Genomic DNA, 14,925 nt, shown 5'->3' with positions numbered 1-14,925 from the left:
GCCGCTCATCAGAGCGGCGTTTTTGTTTGTGCGTTTTGAGCATCTTTATAAAAGATCATCTTTCCCGCATGTCACGCTCAGTCCTGTCTGGATGCCAGTAACTCGTCGAGCTGCGGCATCAGGGTCACGCTCTCCTGCTCGTTGGGATCAGTACGCGCGACCAGAACCTTTGCTTCGCGCTCGTTGCTGCGGTTATAGGGCACATGCGGCATTCCCGCCGGGATATAAAAGAAGTCGCCTTGTTCCACGATGGCATGCTTTTCCAGCGACTCGCCATACCAGCAGCCGGTGGCTTCACTCAGGGCATAGATGGCGGTTTCATGCTCCTGATGTTTGTGAGCCTTACCCCTGCCTCCAGGGGCAATTGTCAGCAGCTGCATATGGATATGTCGGGCACCTGCACTTTGTGCGGAGATGCCGACCTGATAATCCATACCCTGCTTGCCTTGAGAGGGCTTGGCGGGTTTCAAAAGGACACAATCAAGTTGATCGCTGGCCACGGTTTTCTCCTCGCCTGATGCTCGATAGCGCTGACCCACCCGGCCCGCTGCCCGGCAAGGGCAGGGGGAGTGAATACTATGCCTTGTCGGCGGAGCGTGGCTCAGATGCAGGCGTCGATCAAGTGAAAGAAACGCCATGTCGGTCCGAGTAACGGGCCCGATGCATCAGGGCATTTGCGGCAGTTCATTGGGCCGCATGTCAAAAACCAACACTTCTGCGTCAACGCCTTCGCTCAGGCTAATGACCTGTTCGTTGCGCAAACGCACCCCGTCACCTTCGTCAAGCGGCTGCCCATTGAGCACCACACTGCCACGGGCGACATGCACGTAGGCATATCGGTTGGCAGCCAGTTCCAGGGTCGCAGTTTCATTGCCATTGAACAGACCGGCATACACACGAGCGTCCTGACGGACCTTGAGCGCACCGTTCTCGCCTTCTGGCGAAATGATCAGCTGCAAATGACCGCGTTTCTGTTCAGCGCTGAAATGCTCCTGCTGGTAGTTCGGGGTTGCGCCTGCAACATTCGGCACGATCCATATCTGCAGAAAATGCACGCCCTCGGTGTGCGAATGGTTGAACTCGCTGTGCGCCACGCCGCTGCCGGCACTCATCAATTGCACGTCGCCAGGGCGAATCACCGACCCGGTGCCCAGCGTATCCTTGTGTTCCAACGCACCTTCCAGCACGTAGGAAAAGATTTCCATGTCACGGTGTGGGTGCTGGCCGAAACCTTTGCCCGCAATCACGCGGTCGTCGTTGATCACCAGCAGATCGGAAAAGCCCTGCTCCTGAGGGTTGCGATAACCGGCAAAGGAAAAGGTATGAAAGGATTTCAACCAGCCATGGTTGGCAGCGCCGCGGTCGGAAGCTTTACGAAGAGTCAGCATGATTCTTTCTCCATCCGTCTATCGACGCTGCACATTCAGCAATCGATCAAGTGAGACAAAGGTTACGGCTTATCGACTGTCGCAATAAGTAGCTGGAACATGAATGACTGTCTCGCTGTGGTTGACAGTGCCGGGTGGCACGTTACGCTCTGTCGAACAGCACCCAGCGTTCACTCAGGCCACGACACATGAACCCTTTTGAAGACATGCGGATTTTCTGCCAGGTCATGGAGTCCGGAAGCTTCACGGCGGCGTCCGACAAGCTGGGCCTGTCCAAGCAATTTGTCAGTCGGCGCCTGATGCAACTGGAGGAACGGCTGGGCGTACGTTTGCTCAACCGCTCGACGCGACGTCTGGATGTGACGCCGCTGGGGCAGAGTTACTACGAGTCTGCCCTGCGCCTGCTGGCCGAGATCGAACAGGTCGAGCAGGGGATTACCGGGCAGAACAGCGAGCCACGCGGCACCCTGCGCCTGAGTGCGCCGCTGTCGTTTGCCGTTGCGCATCTGGGCTGTCTGCTGCCGCTGTTTTTGCAGCGCTACCGCGACGTGGCGGTGGAGGTGGACCTGAGCGACCGTGCGGTGGACTTGATCAGCGAAGGTTATGACCTGGTGCTGCGTATCGGGGTGCTGGAAGACTCCAGCCTGATCGCCCGGCGCATTGCCTCGATTGATCGGGTCTACTGCGCCAGCCCTGCCTACCTGGCCGAGCGCGGTACGCCGCAAAAACCTGAAGATCTGCACGCTCATGATTGCCTGCCCTATGGCCACAGCCGTCAGGCGCAATGGCGTTTTCAGGTGCAGGGCAAGCCTTTGATATTGAACATCAGCGGGCGGATGCGCGCCAATAATGGCGAGCTGCTGAGAGACACGGCGGTGGCCGGGCTGGGCATCATCTACCTGCCGACGTTCATTGTTGGCGCGGCGCTGCGTGACGGCAGCCTGGTGCGGGTGCTCGATGACTTGCGGCCCGAGCCCTTGACGCTGTCAGCGGTTTATCCCCAGCACCGTCAGGCCTCACGTCCAGTGCAGGCATTCATTGAGTTCCTGCACGAACGTCTGGAATCAGGTGTCGAGCTCAATGAACCGCCTGGGTGAGCGCTTCGTCGCACAGGTTTAGATAATTTTTTTGCATCTTAGGCTAGAACAAAAATGAATTTAGCTAATTTTTGTTCGGGTGTTAGGGTCGTTGCCGATCAATTCGATCTGCCCGATGCTTCTGGAGACCCTGCCTGTGCCGACAACTATCATCTGCTGGAGCCAACGCCTGCTGACGGGCCTGGCGCTGGGCCTTGTGGCCATGCTGAACACCCAGGCTGCCGACCTGATTGTCGGTGATCAGAGTTACAGCGCCCGGACCGTGATGGAAGCGGCCGGTGTACTCAAGGATCTGCCCTACGAGCTTGAATGGAAGCAGTTCACCGCAGGCTCCCCGGTCGCCGAAGCGTTGAACGTCGGTAGCCTGGACATCGGTTTGCTGGGCGATTCGCCTGCGCTGTTCATGGGCGCGCTGGGTGCGCCGATCAAGGTCATCGGCGTATCGCGGCAGAACCTTGACGGCGTTGCGATCGTAGTGCGCAAGGATTCGCCGATCAAAACCGTCGCGGATCTGGCCGGCAAGAAAGTCGCCATCTGGAAAGGCTCGTTCAGCCAGCAACTGATGCTCACCGCGCTGGACAAGGCGGGTGTCGCCCGCGATGCCGTGGACTATCGCTACCTTAGTGCACTGGATTCCTCTCACGCGCTGGATGGCGGCTCGGTGGACGCGATTGCGACCTGGGAGCCCTATGTCACTCAACAGGAGCGTCAGGGCGCACGAATCATTGCAACTGCCGACGGCTTGATCCCTGCGCAAAGCTTTATTGTCGCCAACGATCAGGCCATCAAGGACAAGCGCGAGCAGATCAGCGATTTCCTGCAGCGCCTGCAAGCCGCGCGCGCCTGGTCGGTCAGCGACCCGCAGCACAATGAAATCTACGCCAACGCCTGGGCTGCGCTGACCAAAGCCGATGCACAAGTAGCGCGCCGCTGGTTTTCCCGCGCTCAGGTCGTGGTGGTGCCGATCACCCCGCAAGTGGTGGCAGGCGCATAGCAGACTATCGATTTTTTCAACCACGCCGGGCTGACCAAACGCTATCCTGCTGCCAGCGTGTTTGACGAGTCGTTCAATGCGGCGCTGGACAGCCAAGCGCAGGTTGCCCGCTGAACGACTGCCTTGTCCTGGAGCCTTCACCATGAGTTTTACGTCATTGCATTGGGGTGTTTATCGCCCGCAGGTCGAGGAAGGCAAGTTGAAAGCCCTGCTGCCTGGGGAGTGGGACAAGGACCCTTCACCGATTGGCGATTCGGTTGCCGATGCCATTACCTCGCCCACACGCGTCATGCGCCCGGCGATACGTCGCAGTTTTCTTCAGCAAGCCGGCGGGCGACCCGATCTGCGTGGGCAGGAGCCGTTCGTCGAGGTCTCCTGGGAGGTGGCGCTGGATCTGGTCGCCAGTGAGTTGCAGCGCGTCAAAGGCGAGTATGGCAATCAGGCAATTTTTGGCGGCAGCTACGGCTGGGGCAGCGCGGGGCGTTTTCATCACGCACAAAGCCAGCTGCATCGCTTCCTCAACTGCATCGGCGGTTATGTATTCAGTACCGACAGCTACAGCCTGGGGGCCGGGCGGGTGCTGATGCCGCACATTGTCGGCAACATGGACTGGCTGCTGGCGGCGCATACGTCCTGGAAGAACCTTGCCGAGCACTGCGAGCTGTTCGTCGCCTTCGGGGGATTGCCCGCCAAGAATGCGCAGACCAGCCCCGGCGGTGCCAGTGACCATCTGTTGACCGACGCGTTGCAACGCATGTCCGACGCGGGCGTGGAGTTCGTCAACGTCAGCCCGCTGCGTGATGACCTGGCTGGCCCGACGCATAACCAGTGGCTGGCGGTACGCCCCGGCAGCGACACGGCGTTGATGATGGCGCTTGCCTGGGTATTGATCAGCGAAAGGCTGCACAACGAAGATTTCGTTCAGCGCTACACCGTGGGCTATGAGCGTTTTCGCGATTATCTGCTGGGTCACGTCGACGGCCAGCCTAAGGACCAGCAGTGGGCCGCAGCATTGACCGATATCCCTGCGCAGCAGATTGTCGACCTGGCGCGGCGCATGGCCAGTAAACGCACCATGATCAATGTCGCTTATTCATTGCAACGTTCTATACATGGCGAGCAACCGTTCTGGATGACCGTCACCCTGGCGGCGTTGTTGGGGCAGATCGGTTTGCCCGGTGGCGGCTTTGGCCTGGGTTATGGCTGCATGAACAACACCGGCAGCGGCCGCAAAGCGTTCTCCGGGCCGCGCTTTTCCCAAGGCAGTAATCCGGTCAAGGACTTCATTCCGGTTGCGCGGGTGACAGATATGTTGCTCAACCCCGGCACACCCTTCGATTACAACGGGCAGCAGCAGACTTACCCGGATATTCGCCTGGTGTACTGGGCGGGTGGCAATATCTTTCACCACCATCAAGACCTCAATCGGCTGCTGGAGGCGTGGCAGCGGCCGCAAACCATCATCGTTCACGAGCAGTTCTGGACCGCTCAGGCACGCTATGCCGACATCGTGCTGCCAGCCACCACGGCGCTGGAACGCAATGACATCGGCAGCTCGGCGTCCGATCGTTTCATGATTGCCATGCAGCAGGCCATCGCGCCGGTGGGCGAGTCTCGTGATGACTATTCGATTCTGGCCGGGCTGGCCGAGCGGCTGGGTGTGGCACAGGCGTTTACCGAAGGTCGTGATGCCCAGGCCTGGCTGCATTTTATTTACGATGAGTCCCGGCAGCGCGCTGAAACCTTCGGGATTACCCTGCCGGATTTCGAGCAGTTCTGGCGTGACGGATTACTGGAAATAGACTATCCCCAGACCGATAACGTACTGCTCAAGTCCTTTCGCGATGACCCTGACGCGCATCCACTGCCGACGCCGTCCGGGCGCATCGAAATTTTCTCCGAGCGCATCGCGGGCTTCGCTTATGCGGACTGTCCTGGCCATCCGGTATGGCTGGACAAACCTGCGCCTACCCACGCGCTGCACCTGCTGTCCAATCAACCCAAAACCCGCCTGCACAGTCAGTACGACCACGGCAGCTACAGCCTTTCCTCGAAAATTCAGGCACGCGAGCCGCTGACCCTGAACCCGCTGGATGCGCAAATGCGCGGGTTGGTCGATGGTGATGTGGCCAAGGTCTTCAATGAGCGGGGGGCGTTTCTGGCTGGAGTAATCGTATCGGACAGTATTCGACCCGGCGTGGTGCAGATTGCCACCGGTGCCTGGTTCGATCCATTGGTGCATGGCGAGCCGGGCAGCCTGGAAAAGCACGGCAACCCTAATGTGATCACCCAGGACATCGGTGCTTCCAGCCTGTCGCAAGGGTGTGCGGCGCAGACCGCGTCGGTGGACATCGTCAAATGGAATCAGGCGCTGCCGCCAGTGACGGCGTTCGAGCCGCCGTCACTGCTCTGAGTGCGTTTTACTGCTCTTTATTACGTGCCGCAAAAACCGCCTTGCCCACACCCGCCAATACCGCGTCGTTCTGCGGCGTATGCACCCGGCCGCACAGCACGTTGCGGTAATGGCGCTGCAGCGGGTTGCTGCGTGAAAGTCCCGGATTCCCCGAGGCCTCGATGGCCAGTTCCACCGCACGGATCGCGTTGCCGGTCACCAGGTATTTGATCTGCGCAGCATGCTGTGCGGGCGTGTGGCCCTGGGCCGCGGACTGCAGCAGGCTCTGGTTGGCGAACAGCAAGGTGTCGATCTGCCCGACGGTTTCCTGAAAGCGCGGCAGGGTCGACAGCGCAGCCCCGAGGTTGGACGGCTTGCGCTGTTCCAGCCAGTGCACCAGCCAGTCGCGGGCGGAGTGGGCGATGCCGTCGTAGACCGACGACAGCAGCACCGACATCCACAGCATGCCCGACCCATCAAGTTCGGATTGCGGGGCGCTCCATGGGCTGACGCTGACGGCATGATCAAGCGGCACCAGCACGTCGTCGAAGCGGACTTCGTGGCTGCTGGTGGCGCGCATGCCCAAGTGGTCCCAGTCCTCGATGATCCTGATGCCCGGCGTGTCCTTGTGGACCAGCCAGCTGCCCACCAGCGGGTCATCGTCGTCGCTGCGCGCCCACACGGCAAACCAAGTCAGGCCATGACTGCCGGTGGAGTAGATCTTGCTGCCGCTGATGCGCCAGCCGTCGGCGCTGCGGCGGGCGACGGTACCAGGCAGGCCGCCACGCGCAGGGGTGCCCAGGTCAGGCTCGACGCGCAGGGCGTTGATCAGCGCACCTTCGCGTACCGCCTCTTCGGCAACTTGTACACGTAGATGGCTCGGCCAGTTACGGTTCTCTTGCAGCCTTGAATGCTGCAGGTATTGCATGACCAGAATCAGCGCCGTCGACGGTTCGCCCTTGGCTACTGCGCTGACTACTTGCTGCGCGCGCGGCAGATCGGCACCGCCGCCGCCCAGTTCAGCCGGTACGGTCAGGCCGAGCAGGCCGTGGGTGTGCAGTAACTGAAAGTTGGCATGCGGGAACTGGGCGCTGATGTCGTACTGCTCGGCAGTTTCAGCCAATGTGGCGGTCAGCGTAGCCAGTCGTTCGCTGAAGTCTTCAGCCGACTCGGCTGCCGGATAATGCTGGCGCGGGGTAGGGCGCAGGGTCGAGAGTGTCATGCGGGGTCCTTTTCGCAGCGGTTATGCAGCGGTCATTGCGTGGCGGCCTGAGCGATCTGCGCGCGCGAGGCGTTGAAGCTCTTGTCGAAGCCGGTTGAAACGTCGATTTTTTTAGTCAGGATGCCTTCAGCCAGATAGGTGTCCGCAGTGTTCTGCAGTCCCTGAACGATCTGATCATCAATCGGCGTACGTTGCATTTTCGTCGCCTTGGCCACCGCCAGATGCACCGCCAGCGGCAGGCCGGTGACCTTCGCCTGAGCGGCCGCGTACTCTTCGGGATGAGCATTGGACCAGTTGAAGGCGCGCTCCACCCGGGCTACAAAATCATCCAGTTGGGCACGTTTGCCTTCAATGGCCTTGCTGGTGGCGGCGAGGTAGAGGTGATTGCTCAGCAACTCGCTGCCACTGACCAGCACACGAGCGTCGCTTTGCGCGATGGAAATCGTCGTATAAGGGTCCCAGGTCGCCCAGGCATCGGCGTCGCCGCTGTCCAGCAACAGACGCGATTCGCTGGGCAGCAGGTTGATGAAGGTGACGTCACTGGTTTTCAGCCCGGCTTCATGCAGGGCGCGGATCGCCAGATAATGGCCGATGGAGCCGCGCCCGGTGACGATGCGCTTGCCCTTGAGGTCGGCAACGGTCTTGATCGGCGAGTCCTTCGAGACTAGCACCGCCGTGGTGAAACGGCCCTGGGCATGGGTAATGCTGACCACTTTCAAGGGCGCACCCGCGCCCAGCGCGAACACATAGGGCGCATCACCCAGCGCACCGATATCCACAGCGCCAGCGTTCAATGCCTCTCCCAGAGGGGCCGCCGAGGGGAACTCGGAAAACTGGATCTCGTAAGGCACGTCCTTGAGTTCGCCGGAGACCTGCAACAGTATTTTCAGCAGCGACTTCTGATTGGCGACCAACAGCGGAGCCTGCTCGGCAGCGACCACCTGCTGGCCTGCCAGCACACTGAGCAACGCGCCCAGCAGCAGGCTTTTGAGCGGTAGAGGTGATTTGAAAAAAGGCAGCATTGAGGTGTTTCTCCATTGAGTTGATCGGTCGGCCAGACACTTATCGTTCCTCACGCTCAAATCACGTAAAACCCGTGCGTCCCGTCCCGGCCCAATTGCTCCACCAGGCCAAACTCCCAGTCCAGGTAGGCCTGCATGGCTTCGCGCGGCGCATCGGTGCCTTCGTACGGGCGGCGATAGCGATCGATGCGTGGCGAGGCCATTCGGCTTTCGCCATGCTCCAACGGCAGGCCAGCCTTGATCCAGCTGGCGGTGCCGCCATCGAGCAAAAACACCGGCTTGTCGGTCAGCGCTTCGACGTCGGCCACGGCAAAACGCGCCAGACGGCTGCTGCCACAGGTCAATACGTAGCGGTCGGCGGCAGGTATTTTTTCCAGCGCCTGTTTGAGGTCGGCGCGCAAGGTCCACCAGGCACCGGGAATGTGCTGTTTGACGTAATTGGCGCTGGCGGTGAAATCCAGCACCGCCACCTTGACCTGTGTCTGCCATTGAACAAGCGTCTCGACGCTGATCGCCTCCACTTGCGGTGGCGCAGGGAACGGCGCATCCCAGTCACCCGTTTCGCTGAAGTCTGCTGCATGCAGATCATCGAGCACCGACACGTCCCAGCCCAGTTGCGCCAGCCAGGAAGCCGACATGTTGGCGCGCACGCCGTCGTCGTCCACCAAGGCTATTCGTGCGCCGCGTACGCTGGCGAAGTGATCGGTTTCCTGCACCAGTTGCCCGCCCGGTGTGGAGCGCGCACCGGGCAGATGGCCTTTGGCAAACTCTTCCGGTGTGCGCACATCGAACAGGTACGTGGTGCGCGAAGTCTCGGCTTGCCAGCGTTGCAGGTCAGCGCGGCTGGCGCGTTTGACCTTGGCGCGATCAGCCACCTTGCGCGCATCGGCACTGGCGGTTTCGCGGGTTTCCTCACTGACTGCTGCAAAACGCCGGTCTTGACCATGATCCAGCGTCTGACCGGCCAGTAACCAGCCAATCGTGCCATTGCGCAGCGCATTGATCTGATTGGGCAGGCCCGCGTTGACCAGTGACTGAGTGCCGATGATGCTGCGCGTGCGACCGGCGCAATTGACGATGATTCGGGTGTTCGGGTCCGGTGCCAGCTCCCGTGCCCGCAGCACCAGTTCCGCGCCCGGTACGCTGATGCCGCCGGGGATGCTCATGGTCTGGTACTCGTCGTAGCGCCGGGCATCGAGCACCACTACATCGGCGTTGTTGTCGAGCAGGGCCTTGACCTCTTCAGCCGCCAGAGACGGGGTAGCGCGATGGTGTTCCACCAGTTCGCCAAACGCCTTGCTCGGCACATTTACATCAATGAACAACTCGCCGCCAGCCTCACGCCAGCCTTGCAGGCCGCCGTCGAGCAGTCTCACATCGCTGTAGCCCAGCGCCTGTAAACGTTGCAGCGCAACCTGCGCCAGGCCCTCGCCATCGTCGTACAGGGTTATGGCTGTGTCGCGTCGCGGGATGCGCGGGAACACCTCCAGCTCCAGCTTCGACAACGGGATGTTCACCGCAAACAGAGGATGGGCCTGGGCAAAGGGTGCTTCTTCGCGGACGTCTACCAAGGCCAGTTCCTGGCGGTCCAGCAATGCCTGACGAACGTCGGCGAATGATCGGGTGGCGGGGGTGGTCATCGGGCGGGGCTCCCTGTTGGCTGATCCTGAGTGGCGTGGGTGATGGCTGCGGCATTCGAATAGCCGGAGATGAACAGTTTTTCTGTGCCGTCCAGGTCGTAGACCGCACGTTTCACGGTGCCAATATCGGCGCCGTAAACGTGGATGCTGATCGACACTTGATCGTTGAAAGCATTGCTGACCTGATGCACATCGTTGCTTTTCGGTGACAGCGCTTCGACTTGGCCGGGTTGCAGGCGAATTGCCGGGCCGCTGGTTTCCAGGCGTCCTTGCGCGTTGCGGGTATAGCCCTGTGAATGCTCGGCACCGCGCAGCATGCCGATCAGGCCCCAGACGCGATGGTCATGAATCGGCGTGCGTTGCCCCGGCCCCCAGACAAAACTGACCACTGAAAAGCGCTGCTGCGGGTCGGCATGCAGCAGAAATTGCTGATAACGGTCGGGGTCGGGTACGGCAAATTCTTCTGCCAACCAGTCATCGTGGCTGACCAGTTGCGCCAGCAGCTTGCCGCCGCGACGCAACAGATCGCCTTCGTGCGGCTCGCTGCCAATCAGCTCGCCCAGCGCGTCGATAAAGGCCCCGAGTCGTTCCGGGTGTCGGTTCTGAGTCATGTCCATTTCCAGATCAGGGTCAGGGAATGGTTTGATATAAGCATAATATGGATATTTAATATGCTATTTTTTAATGATTAGGTTATAACGAAAACGTCTTTTACTTCCGTGCTGCAATGCGTGAAATCTAGCGTCGGTCTGTTGGACGGGCTATGAATGGACGTCTGCCGGGACTATTCTTTTTGCCTGTGTTTCTTCTCTTCTTTATGTGCGGTCCGAATGAAAATTGATGATATCGATGCGTTCGTTGCAGTCATCCGCTGTCAGTCGATCAGCCATGCCGCTGAATCGCTGGATCTGACCCAGCCGGCGATTACTCGCCGGGTGCAGAATTTCGAGCAGGCCCTTGGGGTCGAGCTGTTCGATCGTAATACCAAGCCGCTCAAGCCAACGCCGATGGGCATCCAGGTGTACCAGAAGTGCCTGGCAATCCTGCGCGAGATGGATGCGTTGCGCGAGCTGGTGGCCAGCGACACGCCGCCCAGCGGCCTATTGCGTCTGGGTGTGCCGCAAACCATCGGTGACGTGGTGCTGCTCGATGCGCTCAAGCAGCTACGCGGAGAATTCCCGGATTTGCGCGCCCAGGTCAGCACCGGCTGGGGCAGTCACCTGATCGGCAAAATCGAAAACGGTGAGCTGGATGCTGCGGCAGCGCTGTTCCCTGCTGGCAAGATATTTCCGGACAACATTGTCGGTCAGTCAATCGGCAAGATGGAACTGGTGGTGGTCTGCGCCAAGGGGCTGGTGCCGAAAAAGCCCGGCAAGCTGGCGGATTGCTACGAGCAGGGCTGGGTACTCAACCCCGACGGCTGCGGTTTTCGCGCAGGTTTGCAGCGTACGCTGACCGATCAGGGGCTGAGCATGAAGGTCAATCTGGAAACCTTCGGCACCGAGCTGCAACTGGGGCTGGTAGCCGATGGCATGGGGTTGGGTCTGGTGCCAAGGCCGTTGCTGGAGCGCAGCGCTCACCGCGAGCAACTGGTGGTGCTACCGCTCAAGGACTTCAAACCGGTGATGGACCTGTGGCTGTTCTACCCACGTTTTCTGGGCAATCTGCAAGCACCGGTCGAGGCTTTTGGCGCGCTGGTGGCGCGCTCCCTCAAGCCGGTTTCAGCAGCCGCCTGAAACGTCATTGCGGGCGGGCAGTCTTCAGTCAGAAGCCTCGCCCGCCCGCATGGCGTTGAATCAGGCCACTTGTTCGCGAGCCTGCCGTTCACGCTGAGCCACCAGTGCGCGGGTCAGCGGGATCAGCTTCTTGCCATAATCGATAGCATCTTCCAGCGGGTCGAAGCCGCGAATCAGGAAGGTCGTAATCCCCAGGTCGTAATAGTCCAGCAGCGCTTCGGCGACCTGTTCCGGGGTGCCGACCAGCGACGTGGAATTGCCCTGCGCGCCGAGCAGGCCAGCGATGCCGGTCCACAGGCGCTTGTCCAGACGTGAACCTTGTGCCGCTGCGGCCAGCAGGCGACGCGACCCTTCGTTGGGTGGTTCGCGACGGACAAAGCCGTTGCGGTCTGCCAATGCCTTGGCTTTTTCCAGAATGCTGTCGGCGCGTGCCCAGGCTTGTTCTTCGGTGTCGGCCAGAATCGGGCGCAACGACAGGCTGAAACGAATGGTCCGGCCATGTTTGGCGGCTTCGGCGCGCACCTGTTTGACCACATCGCGCACCTGTTCGTACGTCTCGCCCCACAAGGCATAGACGTCGGCATGCTTGCCAGCCACCGCAATCGCCGCTGCCGAAGAACCGCCAAAGTACAGCGGGATGTGTGGCTGCTGCGGGGACTTGACCAGCGAGTGCGCGCCCTCGAACTGGTAGTAAGTGCCCTGATGGTCAAAGGGCTTGTCGCTGGTCCATTCCTGACGCACCACGCTGAGGTATTCATCGCTGCGCGCGTAGCGTTCGTCCTTGCCGATGTGGCTGCCATCGGCGCGCAGCTCCTTGTCGTCGCCGCCGGTAATGATATGCACCGCAGTGCGCCCGCCATTGAACACGTCCAGCGTCGCAAATTGCCGGGCTGCCACGGTGGGGGAGATGAAACCGGGACGATGCGCGACAAGAAACTTCAGTGTGCTGGTCACGCTGGCGGCATGCGCGGCCACCAGTGTGCTGTCCGGGCTGTTGGAGTGGTATGCGATCAGCGCACGATCAAAACCGGCGTCTTCATGAGCCTTGGCCACTGTCTTCACGTAGTCGGGCTGTATGATCGCGCCGCTGCGCGGGTGGATTTCAGAACCGGGTTGCGTGGCGATATAGCCAATGAATTCGATGCTCATGAAAACTCCTGCCAATGGTTGAGGTCCGTTCGACCTTGTCGAGAAGCACCATAAAGGCAAGCAGACGAGGCTGTGAAATTCGATTTTGGTCTAAGTTAATTATAAAAAATATGCATTATAAGTTTTATTGGTAATCAAATATTTTAACTATTAGCTTAGAGCTAAATAGAATTTCACTCGGCTTTCTTATGCTCTTAGCATGGTGTTCATACTGCGTCGGGTGCGTCATGCCCGATTTGCCCAGAAAGGATGCGCCCATGTCTGACACAACGCTCAACCCCGCCGACTCCGGTTTTCTGCTGGTCAACAAGCCTGAACAGCGTCGCGCCCCTGAACAGCATCGCCAGCGTCGGCAAGTGCCGGGCTCTGTTTTGCGTCTGCTCAGCCCGCTGGCGCTGTTGCTGCTCTGGGAGCTGGCCTCACAAACCGGTCTGTTGCCCAGCCGAGTGATCGCCGCACCGTCGCAGATCGGCGGTACGCTCTGGTCGATGATTGTTTCAGGCGAACTGGCCGTGCACCTGTGGGTATCGCTGCAGCGCGCATTGCTGGGCTTGAGCATCGGCGTCAGTATTGGTGTGGTCGCTGCATTGATAACCGGGCTTTCCCGGCGCGGCGAAATCGCCCTCGACTCGCCGATGCAAATGCTGCGCACCATTCCGTCGCTGGCACTGGTGCCGCTGTTCATCCTCTGGTTCGGCATTGGTGAATTCACCAAAGTGGCACTGATCGTGACGGGCACCACCTTTCCGGTGTACCTGAACCTGTTTTCCGGCATCCGCAACATCGACCCGAAACTGATCGAGGCCGCCAACACCTTGGGGCTGAGCCGTCGCGAGCTGATCTGGCACGTGATTCTGCCCGGTTCGCTGCCTTCTTTTTTTGTCGGGCTGCGCTATTCACTGGGTATCTCCTGGCTGGCGCTGGTGTTTGTCGAACAAATCAACACCACCGCGGGAATCGGCTTTCTGGCCAGCGATGCCCGCGACTTCATGCGCACTGATGTGATCGTTATCTGCCTGTTGATTTATAGCGTCCTGGGCCTGGTGATCGACGGCATCATTCGCACGCTGGAGCGCTATGCGCTGGCCTGGCGACCGACCTTCGTGAGGAATTGAGCATGGCGACCCTTGAGTTGCGTAACACTTCATCAGTCACGCCCCCGGTTCAGTTGCGTAACGTGGTTCGCCAGTTTGGCCCACAACGGGTGATTGACGGGCTGGACCTGGACATTGCCGCGGGCGAGTTTGTCGCTTTGCTGGGTGCCAGTGGCTCCGGCAAGACCACCTTGCTGCGCACTCTGGCCGGGCTGGACGACATCGACAGTGGCGAGCTGCGTGTGCCGGTGGCACGTGCCGCGGTGTTTCAGGAACCGCGGCTGATGCCGTGGAAAAGCGCCTGGAAAAACGTGGTTCTCGGCCTGCGCATCAACGATGCCAAGGCTCGGGCCGAAGCAGCATTGACCGAAGTCGGTCTGGCCCATCGGCTGAATGCCTTTCCGGCCACATTATCCGGTGGCGAGGCGCAACGTGTAGCGTTGGCGCGCGGCCTGGTCCGTGAGCCGAAACTGCTGTTGCTCGACGAGCCTTTCGCCGCCCTCGATGCCTTGACCCGCATTCGCATGCACCAGTTGATCATCGACCTGTGGCGCAAGCACACCCCGGCGGTGCTGCTGGTAACGCACGATGTCGATGAGGCGATCCTGCTCGCTGACCGGGTCATCGTTCTGGCCGACGGTAAACTTGCCGATGACATCCGCGTTGACCTGCCACGCCAACGTGACAGCGGGCAGGCCGGGTTTCAGGCAATTCGTAGCCGCTTGCTGGGTTTGCTGGGCGTGAAGACGCAGGCTGCCGATACTGCAACGCAGGAGCCAGCCCACGACGTGACGCTCAGCGCACTGCGTCGTTTCGCCAATGCTCGTTGATCCTGCGCAGGGTGCGTATCATGGGCGTCTGAATTTCTGGAGGGGACGTCCATGTCTGCCGAAAAGCCCGAAGTCATCATCACCTATTGCATTCAATGTCAGTGGTTATTGCGCGCCGCCTGGCTCGCCCAGGAGTTGTTGAGCACGTTCAGTGACGACCTGGGTAAGGTCTCGTTGCAGCCGGGCACCGGTGGTGTGTTTCGCATTACCTGCGATGGCGTGCAACTCTGGGAACGCAAGGCTGACGGCGGCTTTCCCGAGGCCAAGGTGCTCAAGCAGCGGCTCCGCGACCAGATCGACCCGGCCCGTGATCTGGGCCACAACGACCGTCATACTCCCGCCAGTCCTCAGTAATACAGGC

The 14,925-nt window shown here is 60.3% G+C and carries 13 protein-coding genes and 1 pseudogene; 7 read left to right on the top strand and 7 right to left on the bottom strand.

Annotated features, from left to right (window positions below; translation table 11 throughout):
* Positions 1 to 77: 77 nt before the first annotated feature.
* Both LJU29_RS19170 and LJU29_RS19165 read right to left on the bottom strand, forming a co-directional pair.
* Positions 78 to 434: a cupin domain-containing protein gene (locus LJU29_RS19170; RefSeq protein WP_010194201.1), complete on the bottom strand. Its 357-nt coding sequence runs from the start codon at positions 432 to 434 to the stop codon at positions 78 to 80.
* Positions 435 to 665: 231 nt separating this feature from the next.
* A complete protein-coding gene (locus LJU29_RS19165; protein WP_002554527.1) occupies positions 666 to 1,388 on the bottom strand; it encodes a pirin family protein in 723 nt (240 codons plus the stop codon).
* A gap of 188 nt (positions 1,389 to 1,576) precedes the next feature.
* Here LJU29_RS19165 and LJU29_RS19160 point away from each other — a divergent pair, with 188 nt between their 5' ends.
* The 3 genes and pseudogenes from LJU29_RS19160 to LJU29_RS19150 all read left to right on the top strand — a co-directional run bounded on the left by LJU29_RS19160 (position 1,577) and on the right by LJU29_RS19150 (position 5,892).
* The gene (locus tag LJU29_RS19160; protein WP_257111066.1) at positions 1,577 to 2,485 is read left to right on the top strand and encodes a LysR family transcriptional regulator; all 909 of its coding nucleotides are present in this window, start codon (positions 1,577 to 1,579) and stop codon (positions 2,483 to 2,485) included.
* Between the two features lie 115 nt (positions 2,486 to 2,600).
* Positions 2,601 to 3,593 (top strand): annotated as a pseudogene (locus LJU29_RS19155) (ABC transporter substrate-binding protein).
* A gap of 28 nt (positions 3,594 to 3,621) precedes the next feature.
* Positions 3,622 to 5,892, top strand: a complete 2,271-nt coding sequence (locus LJU29_RS19150) for a molybdopterin guanine dinucleotide-containing S/N-oxide reductase (RefSeq protein WP_257111065.1) — start codon at positions 3,622 to 3,624, stop codon at positions 5,890 to 5,892.
* Between the two features lie 7 nt (positions 5,893 to 5,899).
* Here LJU29_RS19150 and LJU29_RS19145 read toward each other — a convergent pair whose 3' ends face one another.
* Genes LJU29_RS19145 through LJU29_RS19130 form a run of 4 tightly spaced genes read right to left on the bottom strand, consistent with a single transcriptional unit; the run spans position 5,900 to position 10,366 of the window.
* Complete coding sequence (locus LJU29_RS19145; RefSeq protein ID WP_002554521.1) at positions 5,900 to 7,093, bottom strand: acyl-CoA dehydrogenase family protein; 1,194 nt, start codon at positions 7,091 to 7,093, stop codon at positions 5,900 to 5,902.
* A 32-nt stretch (positions 7,094 to 7,125) separates the two neighbouring features.
* Complete coding sequence (locus LJU29_RS19140) at positions 7,126 to 8,115, bottom strand: ABC transporter substrate-binding protein (protein ID WP_004667817.1); 990 nt, start codon at positions 8,113 to 8,115, stop codon at positions 7,126 to 7,128.
* Positions 8,116 to 8,171: 56 nt separating this feature from the next.
* Positions 8,172 to 9,755 (bottom strand): rhodanese-related sulfurtransferase, encoded by a 1,584-nt coding sequence (locus tag LJU29_RS19135; protein ID WP_257111064.1) that lies wholly within the window; start codon positions 9,753 to 9,755, stop codon positions 8,172 to 8,174.
* Entirely contained in the window at positions 9,752 to 10,366 is a 615-nt protein-coding gene (locus LJU29_RS19130; protein ID WP_002554518.1) for a cysteine dioxygenase family protein, read from the bottom strand. The genes LJU29_RS19135 and LJU29_RS19130 overlap by 4 nt, the downstream gene beginning before the upstream one ends.
* Positions 10,367 to 10,585: 219 nt before the next feature.
* Here LJU29_RS19130 and LJU29_RS19125 point away from each other — a divergent pair, with 219 nt between their 5' ends.
* Positions 10,586 to 11,491, top strand: a complete 906-nt coding sequence (locus tag LJU29_RS19125; protein WP_004657392.1) for a LysR family transcriptional regulator — start codon at positions 10,586 to 10,588, stop codon at positions 11,489 to 11,491.
* Between the two features lie 60 nt (positions 11,492 to 11,551).
* On the opposite strand, the gene LJU29_RS19120 is transcribed toward LJU29_RS19125, so the two are convergent.
* A complete protein-coding gene (locus LJU29_RS19120; RefSeq protein ID WP_057453103.1) occupies positions 11,552 to 12,640 on the bottom strand; it encodes an LLM class flavin-dependent oxidoreductase in 1,089 nt (362 codons plus the stop codon).
* Between the two features lie 257 nt (positions 12,641 to 12,897).
* Here LJU29_RS19120 and LJU29_RS19115 point away from each other — a divergent pair, with 257 nt between their 5' ends.
* Genes LJU29_RS19115 through LJU29_RS19105 form a run of 3 tightly spaced genes read left to right on the top strand, consistent with a single transcriptional unit; the run spans position 12,898 to position 14,918 of the window.
* Complete coding sequence (locus tag LJU29_RS19115) at positions 12,898 to 13,755, top strand: ABC transporter permease (protein WP_005755082.1); 858 nt, start codon at positions 12,898 to 12,900, stop codon at positions 13,753 to 13,755.
* Between the two features lie 2 nt (positions 13,756 to 13,757).
* On the top strand, positions 13,758 to 14,564 hold the full coding sequence (locus tag LJU29_RS19110; protein ID WP_005731322.1) for an ABC transporter ATP-binding protein: 807 nt from the start codon (positions 13,758 to 13,760) through the stop codon (positions 14,562 to 14,564).
* Positions 14,565 to 14,615: 51 nt separating this feature from the next.
* Positions 14,616 to 14,918, top strand: a complete 303-nt coding sequence (locus tag LJU29_RS19105) for an Rdx family protein (RefSeq protein ID WP_002554513.1) — start codon at positions 14,616 to 14,618, stop codon at positions 14,916 to 14,918.
* Positions 14,919 to 14,925 lie beyond the last annotated feature (7 nt).

Origin of the sequence: Pseudomonas ficuserectae, assembly GCF_024584585.1 — a bacterium.
Taxonomy (GTDB): domain Bacteria; phylum Pseudomonadota; class Gammaproteobacteria; order Pseudomonadales; family Pseudomonadaceae; genus Aquipseudomonas; species Aquipseudomonas amygdali.
Note: the sequence above shows the minus strand (reverse complement) of the source record. Positions and strands in the feature narration are given on the sequence as shown.

Coding starts and splice junctions, on each gene's coding strand:
- LJU29_RS19170 (WP_010194201.1), bottom strand. CDS start 434: ATGGATTATCAGGTCGGCATCTCCGCACAAAGTGCAGGTGCCCGACAT.
- LJU29_RS19165 (WP_002554527.1), bottom strand. CDS start 1,388: ATGCTGACTCTTCGTAAAGCTTCCGACCGCGGCGCTGCCAACCATGGC.
- LJU29_RS19160 (WP_257111066.1), top strand. CDS start 1,577: ATGAACCCTTTTGAAGACATGCGGATTTTCTGCCAGGTCATGGAGTCC.
- LJU29_RS19150 (WP_257111065.1), top strand. CDS start 3,622: ATGAGTTTTACGTCATTGCATTGGGGTGTTTATCGCCCGCAGGTCGAG.
- LJU29_RS19145 (WP_002554521.1), bottom strand. CDS start 7,093: ATGACACTCTCGACCCTGCGCCCTACCCCGCGCCAGCATTATCCGGCA.
- LJU29_RS19140 (WP_004667817.1), bottom strand. CDS start 8,115: ATGCTGCCTTTTTTCAAATCACCTCTACCGCTCAAAAGCCTGCTGCTG.
- LJU29_RS19135 (WP_257111064.1), bottom strand. CDS start 9,755: ATGACCACCCCCGCCACCCGATCATTCGCCGACGTTCGTCAGGCATTG.
- LJU29_RS19130 (WP_002554518.1), bottom strand. CDS start 10,366: ATGACTCAGAACCGACACCCGGAACGACTCGGGGCCTTTATCGACGCG.
- LJU29_RS19125 (WP_004657392.1), top strand. CDS start 10,586: ATGAAAATTGATGATATCGATGCGTTCGTTGCAGTCATCCGCTGTCAG.
- LJU29_RS19120 (WP_057453103.1), bottom strand. CDS start 12,640: ATGAGCATCGAATTCATTGGCTATATCGCCACGCAACCCGGTTCTGAA.
- LJU29_RS19115 (WP_005755082.1), top strand. CDS start 12,898: ATGTCTGACACAACGCTCAACCCCGCCGACTCCGGTTTTCTGCTGGTC.
- LJU29_RS19110 (WP_005731322.1), top strand. CDS start 13,758: ATGGCGACCCTTGAGTTGCGTAACACTTCATCAGTCACGCCCCCGGTT.
- LJU29_RS19105 (WP_002554513.1), top strand. CDS start 14,616: ATGTCTGCCGAAAAGCCCGAAGTCATCATCACCTATTGCATTCAATGT.